The sequence below is a fragment of the Citrobacter sp. wls717 genome (genome assembly GCF_005280955.1).
Taxonomy (GTDB): domain Bacteria; phylum Pseudomonadota; class Gammaproteobacteria; order Enterobacterales; family Enterobacteriaceae; genus Citrobacter; species Citrobacter werkmanii.
Map to the genome: position 1 here is coordinate 70,031 of NZ_SZWW01000010.1, position 16,111 is coordinate 86,141.

The following is a 16,111-nucleotide window of genomic DNA, read 5'->3' on the forward strand; positions in this document are numbered from 1 at the left end:
CAGCCGGTTGCCTGGTTCCTTGCATTGAAGCGATGTACGGAGTTTATAGAGCAATGAAATTACCGATCTATCTCGATTACTCCGCAACCACGCCGGTGGACCCGCGTGTTGCCGAGAAAATGATGCAGTGTCTGACCCTGGACGGAAACTTTGGTAACCCAGCTTCCCGTTCACACCGTTTTGGCTGGCATGCTGAAGAGGCGGTAGATATCGCCCGTAATCAGATCGCTGAGCTGGTCGGTGCCGATCCGCGTGAAATCGTCTTTACCTCCGGTGCGACGGAATCCGATAACCTGGCGATTAAAGGTGCAGCCAACTTTTATCAGAAAAAAGGCAAGCACATCATCACCAGCAAAACCGAACACAAAGCCGTGCTGGATACCTGCCGTCAGCTGGAGCGCGAAGGGTTTGAAGTCACTTACCTCGCCCCACAGCGTAACGGTATTATCGACCTGAAAGAACTTGAAGCGGCAATGCGTGACGACACTATCCTCGTGTCCATCATGCACGTGAACAACGAAATCGGCGTGGTGCAGGATATCGCGACTATCGGTGAAATGTGCCGTGCGCGCGGCATCATCTATCACGTTGACGCCACTCAGAGCGTGGGCAAACTGCCTATCGACCTGAGCCAACTGAAAGTTGACCTGATGTCCTTCTCCGGCCACAAAATCTATGGTCCGAAAGGTATCGGCGCGCTGTACGTGCGTCGTAAACCGCGTATTCGTATCGAAGCGCAGATGCACGGCGGCGGTCACGAGCGCGGCATGCGTTCCGGTACTTTGCCTGTCCACCAGATCGTTGGCATGGGTGAAGCGTACCGTATCGCGAAAGAAGAGATGGAAACCGAGATGGCGCGTCTGCGCAGTCTGCGTAACCGTCTGTGGAACGGCGTGAAGGACATGGAAGAAGTGTACCTGAACGGCGATCTCGAACAGGGCGCACCGAACATTCTCAACGTCAGCTTCAACTTTGTTGAAGGCGAGTCGCTGATTATGGCGCTGAAAGACCTGGCGGTATCCTCCGGTTCTGCATGTACTTCAGCAAGCCTGGAGCCATCCTATGTGCTGCGCGCGCTGGGTATGACCGACGAGCTGGCACACAGCTCAATTCGTTTCTCTTTAGGTCGTTTCACTACCGAAGAAGAGATTGACTATGCCATCAATCTGGTTCGCAACTCCATTGGCCGTCTGCGCGACCTTTCTCCACTGTGGGAAATGTTCAAACAGGGCGTGGATTTGAACAGTATTGAATGGTCACATCACTAATTCGGCACCAATAAGGAGAATTCAACATGGCTTACAGCGAAAAAGTTATCGATCACTACGAGAATCCACGTAACGTGGGCTCTTTTGACAACAGCGACGAGAACGTGGGTAGCGGCATGGTCGGCGCACCGGCCTGTGGCGACGTGATGAAGTTGCAGATCAAAGTCAACAATGAGGGTATCATTGAAGACGCGCGTTTCAAGACTTACGGCTGCGGTTCCGCCATTGCCTCCAGCTCTCTGGTTACCGAATGGGTAAAAGGGAAATCGCTGGACGAAGCACAGGCGATTAAAAACACCGATATCGCCGACGAGCTTGAACTGCCACCGGTGAAAATTCACTGCTCTATCCTGGCTGAAGACGCGATTAAAGCCGCGATTGCGGATTACAAAAGCAAACGTGAAGCAAAATAATTAAGAGTTGAGGTTTTATTATGTCGATTACCTTAAGCGACAGTGCAGCAGCGCGTGTAAATACCTTCCTGGCGAACCGCGGTAAGGGGTTTGGCCTGCGTCTGGGCGTGAGAACCTCCGGCTGCTCAGGTATGGCCTATGTACTGGAATTTGTTGACGAGCCGGCGGCTGAAGATACCGTGTTTGAAGACAAAGGCGTTAAAGTTGTGGTCGACGGTAAGAGCCTGCAATTTCTCGACGGTACGCAGTTAGACTTCGTCAAAGAAGGTCTGAACGAAGGGTTTAAGTTCACTAACCCGAACGTGAAAGACGAATGTGGATGCGGCGAAAGCTTCCACGTATAACGCGCTCACCGATAACCCCACACGCATGATTTTACGTGTGGGGTTTGTTCTAACAGGCTACCCCTGAGATAGTTATGGATTACTTCACTCTCTTCGGATTACCCGCTCAATATCCTATTGATCTCCAGGCCCTGACGATCCGTTTTCAGGATCTCCAACGTCAGTATCATCCTGATAAATTCGCCAGCGGTTCTCAGGCGGAACAACTTGCTGCGGTTTCGCAGTCCGCCACTATCAACCAGGCCTGGCAAACGCTGCGTCATCCCTTGATGCGCGCCGAATACTTATTGTCTTTACACGGTTTTGATATTCGCAATGAGCAGCACACGGTGCGTGATACCGCGTTCCTGATGGAGCAACTGGAACTGCGAGAAGAGCTTGACGAGATCGGGCAGACGAAAGACGAATCGCGACTGGAAAGTTTTATCCAGCGCGTGAAAAAAATGTTTGAAAGTCGCCATCAACTGATGGTTGAACAGCTGGATAACGAGATGTGGGACGCGGCGGCGGATACCGTGCGTAAGCTGCGTTTTCTCGATAAACTGCGAAGCAGTGCAGAACAACTCGAAGAAAAACTGCTCGATTTTTAATTTCCGGAAGCGAAAATGGCCTTATTACAAATTAGTGAGCCTGGTCTGAGCGCCGCGCCGCACCAGCGTCGTCTGGCGGTAGGTATCGATTTAGGCACTACCAACTCCCTGGTTGCAACCGTACGCAGCGGCCAGGCCGAAACGCTGGCAGACCATGAGGGTCGCCACCTGTTGCCGTCAGTGGTTCACTATCAGCCGCAGGGCTACTCTGTCGGTTACGATGCCCGCGCCAATGCCGCGCTTGACCCGACCAATACCGTGAGTTCGGTAAAACGCATGATGGGCCGCTCTCTGGCGGATATCCAGGTGCGCTATCCGCATCAGCCTTATACGTTTCAGGCCAGTGAAAACGGCCTGCCGATGATTGAAACCGCTGCCGGTTTACTTAATCCGGTGCGCGTATCTGCTGACATTTTGAAAGCGCTGGCCGCGCGGGCAACCGAATCGCTGTCCGGTGAACTGGACGGCGTCGTGATCACCGTTCCGGCATATTTTGACGATGCACAGCGTCAGGGAACCAAAGACGCCGCGCGCCTGGCTGGTCTGCACGTATTACGTCTGCTGAATGAGCCGACCGCTGCGGCGATCGCTTATGGCCTGGACTCCGGTCAGGAAGGCGTGATCGCAGTCTATGACCTTGGCGGCGGTACCTTTGATATTTCTATTCTGCGCCTGAGCCGCGGCGTGTTCGAAGTGCTGGCGACCGGCGGTGATTCCGCGCTCGGCGGCGATGATTTTGACCATCTGCTCGCCGATTACATTCGCGAGCAGGCGGGGGTTGCCGATCGCAGCGACAACCGCGTACAGCGTGAACTGTTGGATGCCGCCATTGCGGCGAAAATTGCACTCAGCGACGCCGATTCTGTAACGGTTAACGTGGCGGGATGGCAGGGTGAAATCACCCGTGAAACCTTCAATGAACTTATTTCCGCACTGGTTAAGCGTACGCTGCTGGCCTGCCGTCGCGCGCTGAAAGATGCGGGCGTTGAGCCGCAAGATGTGTTGGAAGTGGTGATGGTCGGTGGTTCAACCCGCGTGCCGCTGGTACGTGAACGCGTTGGTGAGTTTTTTGGCCGTACGCCGCTGACCTCTATCGACCCGGATAAAGTGGTCGCTATCGGCGCGGCAATCCAGGCGGATATTCTGGTCGGGAATAAACCAGACAGCGAAATGCTGCTGCTGGACGTCATTCCGCTGTCCCTGGGCCTTGAAACCATGGGCGGTCTGGTGGAGAAAGTGATCCCGCGTAACACCACTATCCCGGTGGCGCGTGCGCAGGACTTTACCACCTTTAAAGACGGCCAGACCGCGATGTCCATCCACGTGATGCAAGGCGAGCGTGAGCTGGTGCAGGACTGTCGTTCACTGGCGCGCTTTGCGCTGCGCGGTATTCCTGCGCTGCCAGCAGGCGGCGCGCATATCCGTGTGACCTTTCAGGTGGATGCCGATGGGCTGCTGAGCGTCACCGCTATGGAGAAATCCACCGGCGTTGAGTCCTCCATTCAGGTCAAACCGTCCTATGGTCTGACCGACGGTGAAATCGCCTCCATGATTCAGGATTCGATGAGTTTTGCCGAGCAGGACGTCAAAGCCCGTATGCTGGCAGAACAGAAAGTCGAAGCGGCACGTGTACTGGAAAGCTTATCCGGTGCGCTGAACGCTGATGCCGCGCTGTTAAGCGCCGCAGAGCGTCAGGCTATCGACACCGCCGCCGCGCACTTGAGCGAGGTTGCGCAGGGTGACGATGTTGACGCGATAGAACAAGCCATTAAAAACGTAGACAAACAAACCCAGGAATTCGCCGCTCGCCGCATGGACAAATCCGTCCGTAGCGCGCTGAAAGGCCATTCCGTGGACGAGGTTTAATATGCCAAAGATTGTTATTTTGCCTCATCAGGATCTCTGTCCTGATGGCGCAGTTCTGGAAGCTGAGACCGGCGAAACCATTCTCGACGTTGCCCTGCGTAACGGTATCGAGATTGAACATGCCTGTGAAAAATCCTGTGCCTGCACGACCTGTCACTGCATCGTACGTGAAGGTTTTGATTCTTTGCCGGAAAGCACGGAAGAAGAAGACGACATGCTGGATAAAGCCTGGGGCCTGGAGCCGGAGAGCCGTTTAAGCTGTCAGGCGCGGGTAACCGAGGACGATTTAGTGGTCGAAATCCCACGTTACACAATCAATCATGCACGTGAGCATTAACAGAGGGTAGTATGGGACTGAAGTGGACCGATAGCCGTGAAATCGGTGAAGCGCTGTACGACGCCTTCCCCGATCTCGATCCCAAGACCGTTCGTTTCACCGATCTGCACCAGTGGATCTGTGACCTGGAAGAGTTCGATGATGATCCACAGGCATCGAACGAAAAAATCCTTGAGGCCATTTTACTGGTCTGGCTGGACGAAGCCGAATAAGTCAACGGGCTGCCCACGGGTGGCCCGTTTTCCTGTATGCGCGAAAATAAGGATAAATAAAATGACAGAAGCCATGAAAATTACGCTTTCCACGCAACCTGCCGATGCCCGCTGGGGTGAAAAGGCAACATACAGCATTAATAATGAAGGCATTACCCTGCACCTGAACGGAAAAGATGACCTCGGCCTTATCCAGCGCGCCGCGCGTAAAATCGATGGCCTGGGTATTAAACACGTGCAACTGGACGGTGAAGGCTGGGATACCGAACGCAGCTGGGCTTTCTGGCAGGGTTATAAAGGACCGAAAGGCAGTCGCAAAGTTGAGTGGGCTGCCCTGGACGAAGCACAGCGTAAAGAGCTGGATAACCGTCTGAAGATTATTGACTGGGTGCGCGATACCATTAACGCCCCGGCGGAAGAACTGGGCCCGGAACAACTGGCGCAGCGCGCGGTCGACCTGCTGTGCTCTGTTGCCTGCGATAACGTCTCTTACCGCATCACCAAAGGAGAAGATCTGCGTGAGCAGAACTACATGGGACTGCATACCGTGGGGCGCGGTTCTGAGCGTCCTCCGGTGCTGCTGGCGCTGGACTACAACCCGACTGGCGACAAAGAAGCCCCGGTTTACGCTTGTTTGGTTGGCAAAGGCATTACTTTTGACTCCGGCGGTTACAGCATCAAGCAAAGCGCATTTATGGACTCAATGAAGTCCGATATGGGCGGTGCGGCAACGGTCACCGGCGCGCTGGCGTTTGCCATCACCCGTGGTCTGAACAAGCGTGTGAAGCTGTATCTGTGCTGCGCGGATAACCTGATCAGCGGCAACGCCTTTAAGCTGGGCGATATTATTCACTATCGCAACGGCAAAAAAGTGGAAGTGATGAATACCGATGCGGAAGGACGCCTGGTGCTGGCGGATGGTCTGATCGACGCCAGCGCGCAAAAACCGGAGCTGATTATTGATGCAGCTACGCTGACCGGCGCCGCGAAAACCGCCCTGGGTAACGATTATCACGCGTTGTTCAGTTTTGACGACAAGCTGGCTGCCCGTCTGCTGGCAAGCGCGGCACAAGAAAACGAGCCGTTCTGGCGTCTGCCGTTGGCTGAGTTCCACCGTAGTCAGCTGCCGTCTAACTTTGCCGAACTGAATAACACCGGCAGTGCGGCCTATCCGGCGGGTGCGAGCACTGCAGCAGGCTTCCTGTCTCATTTTGTGGAAAACTACCAGCAAGGCTGGCTGCACATCGACTGCTCTGCAACTTATCGCAAAGCGCCAGTTGAGCAGTGGTCTGCGGGCGCAACCGGTCTGGGTGTGCGCACCATCGCGAATCTGCTGACCGCATAATTCATGACTGTATTGCCGGATGGCGCTACGCTTATCCGGCCTACATGTATTCATCCAATTTGTGATCCTTATGTCCGAAACAAAAAATGAATTAGAAACGTTGCTGGAACAAGCGGCGACAGAGCCTGCGCATCGACCGGCATTTTTCCGTACTTTACTTGAATCCACCGTCTGGGTGCCGGGTACTGCTGCAGAAGGCGAGGCGGTGGTTGAAGACAGCGCCCTCGACCTTCAGCACTGGGAAAAAGAAGACGGCACAACCGTGATCCCGTTCTTTACTTCCCTTGAGGCCCTGCAGCAGGCGGTTGAAGATGAGCAAGCATTTGTCGTCATGCCGGTGCGTACGTTATTTGAAATGACGCTCGGCGAAACGCTGTTTCTCAACGCGAAGTTGCCGACCGGCAAAGAGTTTATGCCGCGTGAAATCAGTCTGCTGATCGGTGAAGAGGGGAGTCCGCTAAGCACCCAGGAAGTACTGGAAGGCGGCGAATCGCTGATCCTCTCTGAAGTCGCTGAACCGCCAGCGCAGATGATCGACTCGCTGACCACGCTGTTTAAAACCATCAAGCCGGTAAAACGTGCGTTTCTCTGCTCAATCAAAGAAAGTGCGGAAGCTCAGCCAAACCTGTTGATCGGGATTGAAGCTGACGGTGATATTGAAGAGATCATCCACGCTGCGGGCAGCGTCGCGACCGACACATTGCCGGGCGATGAACCGATTGATATTTGCCAGGTGAAGAAAGGCGAGAAGGGTGTCAGCCACTTTATCACCGAGCATATCGCACCGTTCTACGAACGCCGCTGGGGCGGCTTCCTGCGCGACTTTAAACAGAACCGGATTATCTGAGTGAAGGAAAGCCGCCCCGAAGGGCGGCTACCAGGCTTACTTGCCCTGGGTGCTGAGCGTCACGTGTATGGAATTACCTGGGTAATCCCGATCCCCGTGAAGACACAACGCGCCAGAAACAACAAGCACGATACAGAAGTATCGTATCTTCATTGCGCGGTCCATGCGAAGACCGCATCACGACAGCACCACTGGCGATAATGCCGCGATAGCAAGCGCTGAGACGCGCTTGCATAAACGGCCATGGGACATCCTTTCCTGAAGCCAGCGCCCGTTTGCGAGACGGCGGAAAGGGCCGGGGAAGATAATACGCTAAATATTGAATAGTTTCCCTGCTAATCAACTTGACTTTCGCTCCCTTAAAAGGGAGTATTTGTTTGCTGAGACGCGCTTGCATTGCTATGGTGACATAGCCTGCTGGAAAGGCCGCGAACCGGACTGGCACAAAAAAACCGCTCATTTGGGCGGTTTTTTTGTGGGCGAAAAAGATGAGTAAATCAGATTTTATTTAGCCTCAGATGGTTCTACCGGTAAATCGTTGCGCGCTCCCCATTCGCTCCACGCCCCGTCATACAGTGCGACGTTCGAAACATCCAGCGCGGCAAGCGCCAGTACCACCACGGCAGCCGTTACGCCGGAGCCGCAGCTGGCGATAATGGGGCGGTCAAAGCTCACGCCGTGGCTGAAGAAAATAGCATCCAGCTCATCGGTAGTTTTGAGTTCGCCGTCACGAACCAGCTCTGTCCACGGTACGTTAAGCGCACCGGGTACATGACCACGCTTCAGGCCTGGACGCGGCTCGTCAACTTCGGCATTAAAACGCGCAGCCGGGCGGGCATCGACGATCTGCGCCGTTTTTTCATGACTGGCCAGCAGCACATCGGTGACGCGCACCACGGCTTCAGGCGTAAATGCGACGTTAAATTCGCCTTCGGGTAACTCCTCGTTTCCTTCCTGCAGCATGAGCTCATCGCGCTGCCAGCCAGCAAGACCACCCGCCAGAATGGAGACATTTTCGACGCCAAAAGTCCGCAGCATCCACCATGCGCGCGGCGCCGAAAACAGATTGCCGTCATCGTAGACAACCAGATGTTTATCCTGATGAACACCCAATTCGCGCATCGCGACAGCGAAGGCTTCCGGGCGCGGCATCATGTGCGGCAACGGCGAGGTATGGTCGGAAAGCGCTTCAATATCAAAAAAAACGGCGCCAGGAATATGACCTGCGCGATACTCCTCGCCAACATCGCGATCTTCCTGACCTGGAGGTGCCATCCGGGCATCAAGGATTTGTATTTCCGGGTCGTCAATGTGTTCGGCAAGCCAGTCGGCAGCGACAAAGAAGGCGGTGGTCATAGGCATCTCCATTTTTACCAGGTTTTGGCAAATTGTCGGACGTTTAGTGCAAAGCGACAAGTAAAAGAGGCTGATTTGTCAGGCGAATCCACATTAATCACGAAAATTAGGACAACGTTGTTTATTTACTGGCTTCCACAGCCTGAAAACTAACGCATAATAGTTGTTCTACGTAGCTAACGGGCCACTACGGCCAGGGATGAAAAATGAAACATTTACGCGTAGCGGCCTGCATGCTGATGCTGGCACTTGTCGGGTGTGATAATAATAACGAAAAATCGACGACGGCTGCGAAGCCGGATGCACCTGCTCCGCAGACTGCGCCCGCAAAAGACAAGACCCAGTTAGAGAAGCTGATGCAACAAAGTCAGGGCAAGTCGCTGACGCTGTTAGATGCCTCAGAGGTCCAGCTCGACGGCGCGGCAACGCTCGTGTTGACCTTCTCCATTCCCCTCGATCCGGAACAGGATTTTTCCCGCGTAGTGCACGTTGTCGATAAAAAAAGCGGCAAAGTCGATGGTGCCTGGGAGCTGGCGCCAAACCTGAAAGAGCTACGCTTACGGCACCTCGAACCTAACCGGGAACTGGTGGTTACCATTGAGCGTGATTTACTGGCGCTGAATAAAGCGACGTTTGGTATCGATTATGAAAAAAATATCACCACACGTGACGTCCAGCCGAGCGTAGGGTTCGCCAGTCGCGGTTCGCTACTGCCGGGAAAGGTGATTGAAGGGCTGCCGGTGATGGCGCTCAACGTTAACAGTGTGGATGTGAATTTTTATCGCGTGAAGCCAGAGTCGCTCGGCGCGTTTGTCAGCCAGTGGGAATACCGCAATTCGTTGTCGAACTGGGAATCCGATAATCTGCTGAAAATGGCGGAACTGGTCTATACCGGACGCTTTGACCTCAACCCTGCGCGCAACACTCGCGAAAAGCTGTTGCTGCCGCTGAGCGAAATCAAACCGTTGCAGCAGGCTGGTGTTTACATCGCGGTGATGAATCAGGCCGGAAAATACAACTACAGTAATGCCGCGACGCTGTTTACGCTCAGCGATATTGGTGTGTCAGCGCATCGTTACCATAATCAACTGGATATCTTTACGCAGAGTCTGGAAAACGGCGCAGCGCAGCAGGGCATTGACGTCACATTACTCAACGAAAAAGGGCAGACGCTGGCGCAAGCCACCAGTGACGCGCAGGGGCATGTACAGCTTAAGACTGATAAAGAAGCTGCCTTATTGCTGGCCCGCAAAGACGGGCAGACTACGCTGCTTGACCTGAAACTTCCGGCATTGGATCTGGCTGAGTTTGATATTGCCGGCGCGCCGGGATACAACAAACAGTTCTTTATGTTTGGTCCGCGCGATCTCTATCGCCCCGGTGAAACGGTGATCCTCAATGGATTACTACGTGACAGCGACGGTAAAACGTTGCCCGACCAGCCGGTGAAGCTGGAAGTGGTCAAGCCCGACGGACAGGTTTTACGCTCGGTTGTCAGCCAGCCGGAGAACGGTCTGTACCGCTTTAGCTGGCTGCTGGATAGCAGCGCGCCAACCGGTATGTGGCATATTCGCGCCAATACTGGCGACAACCAGTCGCGGATGTGGGATTTCCACGTTGAAGATTTTATGCCAGAGCGGATGGCGCTCAATCTCACCGCCAGCAAAATGCCGGTAGCGCCAACTGATGAAGTGAAATTCTCGGTGGTGGGTTACTACCTGTACGGCGCGCCCGCCAACGGCAACGCTCTGCAAGGCCAGCTTTTCCTGCGCCCGTTACGCGAAGCGGTGCAGACACTGCCGGGGTTTCAGTTTGGTAATATTGCCGAAGAAAACCTTTCCCGCAGTCTCGATGAAGTTCAGCTCACGCTGGACGATCACGGTCGCGGTGAAGTGACCGCCAACAGCCAGTGGCAGGAGACGCATTCCCCGTTACAGGTGGTGTTGCAAGCCAGCCTGCTGGAGTCGGGTGGCCGCCCGGTGACGCGTCGGGTTGAACAAGCCATCTGGCCTGCGGATACGCTGCCGGGGATTCGACCGCAGTTTGCGGCGAAAGCTGTTTATGATTATCGCACTGACACCACGGTGAATCAGCCTATCGTCGATGAAGACAGCAATGCCGCTTTCGATATCGTTTATGCCGATGCGCAAGGCGATAAAAAAGCGGTGTCCGGCTTGCAGGTGCGTTTGATCCGCGAACGTCGTGATTATTACTGGAACTGGACTGAAGGCGAGGGCTGGCAATCGCAGTTTGATCAAAAAGATCTGATCGAAGGTGAGCAGACTCTGGATCTTAAGGCCGATGAAACCGGTAAAGTGAGCTTCCCGGTTGAGTGGGGCGCTTATCGTCTGGAAGTAAAAGCGCCGAATGATGCGGTGAGCAGCGTGCGCTTCTGGGCGGGTTATAGCTGGCAGGATAATAGCGACGGCAGCGGCTCTGTTCGCCCCGATCGTGTGACCCTGAAACTGGATAAACCCGGCTATCGTCCTGGCGATACCATGAAGCTGCATATTGCCGCCCCCGCGGCTGGCAAAGGTTATGCGATGGTAGAATCCAGCGAAGGACCGTTGTGGTGGCAAGAAATAGACGTGCCTGCGAATGGCCTGGACCTCACTATTCCAGTCGATAAAACCTGGAATCGCCACGATTTGTATCTCAGTGCGCTGGTGGTTCGTCCTGGCGACAAATCCCGTTCGGCGACGCCAAAACGGGCGGTTGGGTTGCTGCATTTACCGCTGGGCGATGAAAATCGTCGTCTGGGACTGGCGCTGGAAACCCCGGCGAAAATACGCCCAAATCAGCCGTTAACCGTCAAGATTAAAGCCAGCGTTAAAAATGGCGACGTGCCAAAACAGGTTAACGTACTGGTCTCTGCCGTTGACAGCGGGGTGTTGAACATCACTGATTACGTTACGCCCGACCCCTGGCAGGCGTTTTTCGGGCAAAAACGCTATGGTGCGGATATTTATGATATCTACGGTCAGGTCATCGAAGGGCAAGGTCGTCTGGCGGCGCTGCGCTTTGGTGGCGATGGCGATGAGTTAAAGCGTGGCGGTAAGCCTCCGGTTAATCACGTCAATATCGTGGCGCAACAGGCGTTACCGGTCACGCTTAACGAGCAGGGCGAAGGTACGGTGACGTTACCGATTGGTGATTTCAACGGCGAGCTGCGGGTCATGGCGCAGGCCTGGACGGCGGATGACTTTGGCAGCAGCGAAAGCAAAGTGATTGTCGCCGCGCCGGTGATTGCTGAACTGAACATGCCGCGCTTTTTGGCCGGGGGAGATACTTCGCGCCTGACGCTGGACGTGACCAACCTGACCGATAAACCACAGACGCTGAATATTAACCTCGCGGCCAGCGGTTTACTGGAACTGATAGGGCAAGATCTTGCGCCTGTGAATCTGGCGCCAGGCGTACGGACTACGCTGTTTATTCCGGTGCGCGCGCGGGAAGGCTTTGGCGAGGGGGAAATTCAGGCGCAGATTAGCGGTCTGTCTCTGCCAGGGGAGACGCTGCCTGTGCAGCACAAACAGTGGAAGATTGGCGTGCGCCCGGCGTTTCCCGCGCAAACTGTCAATAATGGCGTTGCGCTCCAGCCGGGGGCAACCTGGCAGCTGCCAGGCGAAGAGTTGGCTAATTTCTCTCCTGTGACAATGCAGGGACAATTGCTGTTCAGCGGTAAACCGCCGCTGAATCTGGCGCGCTACATCCGTGAACTGAAAGCTTACCCTTACGGTTGTCTTGAGCAAACGGCGAGCGGGTTGTTCCCCTCTTTATACACCAATGCCGCGCAACTGAAGGCATTAGGTATCGCGGGCGACAGTGATGAAAAACGCCGTGTGGCAGTAGAGATTGGCATTTCCCGTTTACTGCAAATGCAGCGCGATAACGGCGGTTTTGCGCTGTGGGATAAGAACGGGCCGGAAGAGTACTGGCTGACCGCGTACGTAATGGATTTCCTCGTCCGCGCGAACGAACAAGGCTACAGCGTCCCGGTTGAGGTGATTAACCGGGGGAACGAGCGGCTGCTGCGTTATTTGCAGGATCCGGGGATGATGTCGATTCGTTATACCGATGACTCGTCTGCAAGCAGGTTTGCTGTACAGGCCTACGCCGCGCTGGTGTTGGCTCGTCAGCAAAAAGCCCCGCTTGGCGCACTGCGTGAAATCTGGGAGCGCCGCGCTCAGGCGGCTTCTGGTTTACCGCTGTTGCAACTGGGGATCGCGCTGAAAAACATGGGCGATGCTAATCGCAGTGAACAGGCGCTTACGTTGGCGCTGAATACACCGCGTCGCGATGCACAACAGTGGATGGCGGATTACGGCAGTCAGCTACGCGACAACGCGCTGATGCTGGCATTGCTGGAAGAGAACAAGCTCAAACCTGAAGAGCAGAATACGTTGCTGAACACATTGTCAGAACAGGCCTTTGGTCAGCGCTGGCTCTCTACTCAGGAAAATAATGCGTTGTTCCTTGCCGCGCGTACGTTACAGGATTTACCTGGCACGTGGCAGGCGCAAACATCACTCTCTGAACAACCGTTAGCAGGTGATAAATCGCAAACCCGGAATCTGGATGCCGACGAGCTGTCCACGCTGAGCGTCACGAATACCGGTAATCTGCCGCTGTGGCTGCGTCTGGATGTCAGCGGTTATCCGCAAACCGCACCGACGCCTGCCAGCAACGTCCTGCATATTGAACGTCAGATCCTGGGACTCGACGGGAGCAGCAAATCACTGGATTCTCTGCGCAGCGGCGAACTGGTGCTGGTCTGGCTGGACGTTAAAGCCAGCCAGAACGTGCCGGATGCGCTGGTCGTCGACTTACTGCCTGCCGGACTGGAGCTGGAAAACCAAAATCTGGCTAACGGCAGCGCCAGTCTGCAGGATAGCGGTAGCGAAGTGGCGAACCTGCTCAATCAGATGCAGCAGGCGGATATCCAGCATATTGAGTTCCGTGACGATCGCTTTGTCGCTGCGGTGGCGGTCAATGAAGGACAGGCGGTTACGCTGGTCTATCTGGCGAGAGCAGTAACACCGGGAACGTATCAGGTTCCCGTCCCGCAGGTGGAATCAATGTATGTTCCGCAGTGGCGGGCAACCGGTGCGGCAGAGGGGCTTTTGATTGTCAGACCATAAATGATGCGCGGGTTGGGTAAACGCGGCTGCTGGCTCTGGCTGGCAGTCGTTGCGCTAGTGTTTGTGATGGCGATTTGGGCGGCAGACAAAATCTGGCCGCTGCCGCTTCATGAGGTGGATCCCGCGCGTGTCGTGGTGGCGCACGATGGTACGCCTCTCTGGCGCTTCGCCGACGCGGACGGTATCTGGCGTTATCCGGTGACGATTGATGAGGTATCCCCCCGCTACCTTCAGGCCTTAATTAACTACGAAGACCGTTGGTTCTGGAAACACCCCGGGGTCAATCCGTTTTCAGTACTGCGCGCCGCGTGGCAGGACCTCTCATCCGGGCGTGTCGTCTCGGGCGGCAGTACGCTCACCATGCAGGTGGCGCGTTTACTCGATCCCCACCCACGCACCTTTGGCGGCAAGTTTCGCCAGCTCTGGCGCGCGTTGCAACTGGAATGGCATCTGTCCAAGCGCGACATTCTGACGCTGTATCTTAACCGTGCGCCGTTTGGCGGCACGCTGCAAGGCGTGGGCGCAGCGAGCTGGGCCTATCTTGGCAAATCGCCTGCACAACTGAGCTACTCTGATGCAGCATTGCTTGCTGTGCTGCCACAGGCGCCGAGCCGTCTGCGTCCGGACCGTTGGCCGGAGCGCGCTGAGGCGGCGCGTAATAAAGTGCTCGAACGTATGGCAATTCAGGGCATTTGGTCCGCAAAACAGGTGCAGGAGTCACGCGAAGAGCCGGTCTGGCTGGCCCCCAGGCAGATGCCGCAGTTAGCGCCGTTATTTTCGCGCATGATGCTGGGAAAAAGCCGCAGCGATAAAATCGTGACTACCCTTGACGCCGGGTTGCAGCGGCAACTCGAAGAGCTGGCGCAAAACTGGAAAGGGCGATTGCCGGCGCGCAGTTCGCTGGCGATGATTGTGGTCGATCACACCGATATGAGCGTGCGTGGCTGGGTGGGGTCGGTGGATATGAATGATGACTCCCGCTTTGGTCATGTGGATATGGTGAATGCGATCCGCTCGCCGGGATCGGTGCTGAAGCCGTTTATCTATGGTTTGGCGCTGGATGACGGATTAATTCATCCTGCTTCGTTGTTGCAGGATGTACCACGGCGAACCGGTGATTATCGACCGGGGAATTTTGACAGTGGTTTTCACGGACCGGTAAGCATGAGCGAGGCGCTGGTTCGTTCGCTGAATCTACCTGCGGTCCAGGTTCTGGAAGCCTATGGCCCGAAGCGTTTTGCCGCATCGTTACGTAACGTCGGTTTACCGTTATATCTGCCCGCAGGGGCTGCGCCGAATCTGTCGCTGATTTTGGGCGGGGCGGGGGCAAGGCTTGATGATATGGCGGCGGCGTATAGCGCCTTCGCCCGCCACGGGAAGGCGGGTAAATTGCGCCTGCAGCCGGCAGACCCGCTACTGGAGCGTCCGCTGATGTCGGCAGGCGCGGCGTGGATTATTCGCCGGATTATGGCTGACGAAGCACAACCGCTACCGGATAACGCACTGAGCAGAGTGGTTCCTCTGGCGTGGAAAACGGGTACCAGCTATGGCTATCGCGATGCGTGGGCGATTGGGATTAACGCCCGTTATGTGATTGGCATCTGGACCGGCAGGCCCGACGGTACGCCGGTGGTGGGGCAGTTTGGCTTTGCCAGCGCCGTACCTGTGCTCAATCAGGTCAACAATCTGCTGCTCTCTCGCGGGACGAATCAGCCGGAAGACCCCCGTCCTGAATCCGTTAGCCGCGGCGTGGTATGTTGGCCGGGCGGGCAATCTCTTGCGGCTGGAGACAGTAACTGTCGCCGCCGTCTGGCAACCTGGCTACTGGATGGCAGTCAGCCGCCAACACTGTTATTACCTGAGCAGGAAGGCGTTAACGGCATTCGTTTCCCTGTCTGGCTGGACGGAGAGGGCAAACGCGTGGCGGCGGATTGCCCGCAGGCGCGCGAACAGACGCTTATCGTCTGGCCCTTGCCGCTTGAACCATGGCTGCCGGAAGCAGAGCGCCGTGGGGCGAGATTACCGCCTGTTTCTGCCACATGTCCGCCGTTGGGGCAGGATCCCGGGTTACCGTTGCAGTTGACAGGTCTGCGCGATGGCGCGATTGTGAAGCGTTTACCTGGTTCTCCAGAGGCTTCATTGCCGGTGCAAACCAGCGGTGGAACAGGCGATCGCTGGTGGTTTCTTAACGGACAACGTCTGGACGAGCGCGGGCGTCACCTGACGCTACGTCTGACGGTCAAAGGGGATTACCAACTGCTGGTGATGGATGACGCCGGACAGGTGGCGACGGTGAGATTTTCGGTGCAGTAGACCAGTTGGTGAGTATTTGTTGCTAAAACTCATCTTATTTTAAAGAAATGTTACCTTCATCAATAGTCAATTGCCGGGA

At 55.6% G+C, this 16,111-nt stretch carries 13 protein-coding genes; 11 read left to right on the forward strand and 2 right to left on the reverse strand.

The features are described 5' to 3' along the window. Positions 1-53: 53 nt before the first annotated feature. The 9 genes from iscS (at position 54) to sseB (ending at position 7,222) form a co-directional block, all read left to right on the forward strand. Entirely contained in the window at positions 54-1,268 is a 1,215-nt protein-coding gene (gene iscS / locus FDX09_RS08270; protein ID WP_032939471.1) for a cysteine desulfurase, read from the forward strand. A 26-nt stretch (positions 1,269-1,294) separates the two neighbouring features. Beyond that, positions 1,295-1,681, forward strand: coding sequence for a Fe-S cluster assembly scaffold IscU (gene iscU / locus FDX09_RS08275; protein WP_002913991.1), 387 nt, complete (start codon positions 1,295-1,297; stop codon positions 1,679-1,681). A 20-nt stretch (positions 1,682-1,701) separates the two neighbouring features. Next, positions 1,702-2,025 (forward strand): iron-sulfur cluster assembly protein IscA, encoded by a 324-nt coding sequence (gene iscA / locus FDX09_RS08280; RefSeq protein WP_003037681.1) that lies wholly within the window; start codon positions 1,702-1,704, stop codon positions 2,023-2,025. A 74-nt stretch (positions 2,026-2,099) separates the two neighbouring features. Continuing rightward, entirely contained in the window at positions 2,100-2,615 is a 516-nt protein-coding gene (gene hscB / locus FDX09_RS08285) for a co-chaperone HscB (protein WP_137347046.1), read from the forward strand. Positions 2,616-2,630: 15 nt separating this feature from the next. Next, on the forward strand, positions 2,631-4,481 hold the full coding sequence (hscA, locus tag FDX09_RS08290) for a Fe-S protein assembly chaperone HscA (RefSeq protein ID WP_137347047.1): 1,851 nt from the start codon (positions 2,631-2,633) through the stop codon (positions 4,479-4,481). A gap of 1 nt (position 4,482) precedes the next feature. After that, a complete protein-coding gene (fdx, locus tag FDX09_RS08295; RefSeq protein WP_003037690.1) occupies positions 4,483-4,818 on the forward strand; it encodes an ISC system 2Fe-2S type ferredoxin in 336 nt (111 codons plus the stop codon). A gap of 11 nt (positions 4,819-4,829) precedes the next feature. Next, positions 4,830-5,030: a Fe-S cluster assembly protein IscX gene (iscX, locus tag FDX09_RS08300; RefSeq protein WP_003037694.1), complete on the forward strand. Its 201-nt coding sequence runs from the start codon at positions 4,830-4,832 to the stop codon at positions 5,028-5,030. 61 nt (positions 5,031-5,091) lie between these two features. Then, positions 5,092-6,375 (forward strand): aminopeptidase PepB, encoded by a 1,284-nt coding sequence (gene pepB / locus FDX09_RS08305; protein WP_038642620.1) that lies wholly within the window; start codon positions 5,092-5,094, stop codon positions 6,373-6,375. A gap of 70 nt (positions 6,376-6,445) precedes the next feature. Beyond that, on the forward strand, positions 6,446-7,222 hold the full coding sequence (gene sseB, locus FDX09_RS08310; protein WP_085049331.1) for an enhanced serine sensitivity protein SseB: 777 nt from the start codon (positions 6,446-6,448) through the stop codon (positions 7,220-7,222). Positions 7,223-7,258: 36 nt separating this feature from the next. Here sseB and timP read toward each other — a convergent pair whose 3' ends face one another. Next, positions 7,259-7,387, reverse strand: coding sequence for a small toxic inner membrane protein TimP (timP, locus tag FDX09_RS23850; protein WP_312027932.1), 129 nt, complete (start codon positions 7,385-7,387; stop codon positions 7,259-7,261). Positions 7,388-7,726: 339 nt separating this feature from the next. Continuing rightward, positions 7,727-8,578: a 3-mercaptopyruvate sulfurtransferase gene (gene sseA, locus FDX09_RS08315; RefSeq protein ID WP_137347048.1), complete on the reverse strand. Its 852-nt coding sequence runs from the start codon at positions 8,576-8,578 to the stop codon at positions 7,727-7,729. Between the two features lie 206 nt (positions 8,579-8,784). Between sseA and FDX09_RS08320 the strand changes: the two genes are divergently transcribed. Next, the gene (locus FDX09_RS08320) at positions 8,785-13,719 is read left to right on the forward strand and encodes an alpha-2-macroglobulin (protein WP_137347049.1); all 4,935 of its coding nucleotides are present in this window, start codon (positions 8,785-8,787) and stop codon (positions 13,717-13,719) included. Beyond that, positions 13,720-16,032: a peptidoglycan glycosyltransferase PbpC gene (gene pbpC / locus FDX09_RS08325; RefSeq protein ID WP_137347050.1), complete on the forward strand. Its 2,313-nt coding sequence runs from the start codon at positions 13,720-13,722 to the stop codon at positions 16,030-16,032. Positions 16,033-16,111 lie beyond the last annotated feature (79 nt).

Excerpts from the sequence above, each read along its gene's own strand:
- fdx (WP_003037690.1), top strand. The coding sequence starts at position 4,483 with ATGCCAAAGATTGTTATTTTGCCTCATCAGGATCTCTGTCCTGATGGC.
- pbpC (WP_137347050.1), top strand. The coding sequence starts at position 13,720 with ATGATGCGCGGGTTGGGTAAACGCGGCTGCTGGCTCTGGCTGGCAGTC.
- iscX (WP_003037694.1), top strand. The coding sequence starts at position 4,830 with ATGGGACTGAAGTGGACCGATAGCCGTGAAATCGGTGAAGCGCTGTAC.
- sseB (WP_085049331.1), top strand. The coding sequence starts at position 6,446 with ATGTCCGAAACAAAAAATGAATTAGAAACGTTGCTGGAACAAGCGGCG.
- hscA (WP_137347047.1), top strand. The coding sequence starts at position 2,631 with ATGGCCTTATTACAAATTAGTGAGCCTGGTCTGAGCGCCGCGCCGCAC.
- iscU (WP_002913991.1), top strand. The coding sequence starts at position 1,295 with ATGGCTTACAGCGAAAAAGTTATCGATCACTACGAGAATCCACGTAAC.
- timP (WP_312027932.1), bottom strand. The coding sequence starts at position 7,387 with ATGGACCGCGCAATGAAGATACGATACTTCTGTATCGTGCTTGTTGTT.
- sseA (WP_137347048.1), bottom strand. The coding sequence starts at position 8,578 with ATGACCACCGCCTTCTTTGTCGCTGCCGACTGGCTTGCCGAACACATT.
- iscA (WP_003037681.1), top strand. The coding sequence starts at position 1,702 with ATGTCGATTACCTTAAGCGACAGTGCAGCAGCGCGTGTAAATACCTTC.
- iscS (WP_032939471.1), top strand. The coding sequence starts at position 54 with ATGAAATTACCGATCTATCTCGATTACTCCGCAACCACGCCGGTGGAC.
- FDX09_RS08320 (WP_137347049.1), top strand. The coding sequence starts at position 8,785 with ATGAAACATTTACGCGTAGCGGCCTGCATGCTGATGCTGGCACTTGTC.
- hscB (WP_137347046.1), top strand. The coding sequence starts at position 2,100 with ATGGATTACTTCACTCTCTTCGGATTACCCGCTCAATATCCTATTGAT.
- pepB (WP_038642620.1), top strand. The coding sequence starts at position 5,092 with ATGACAGAAGCCATGAAAATTACGCTTTCCACGCAACCTGCCGATGCC.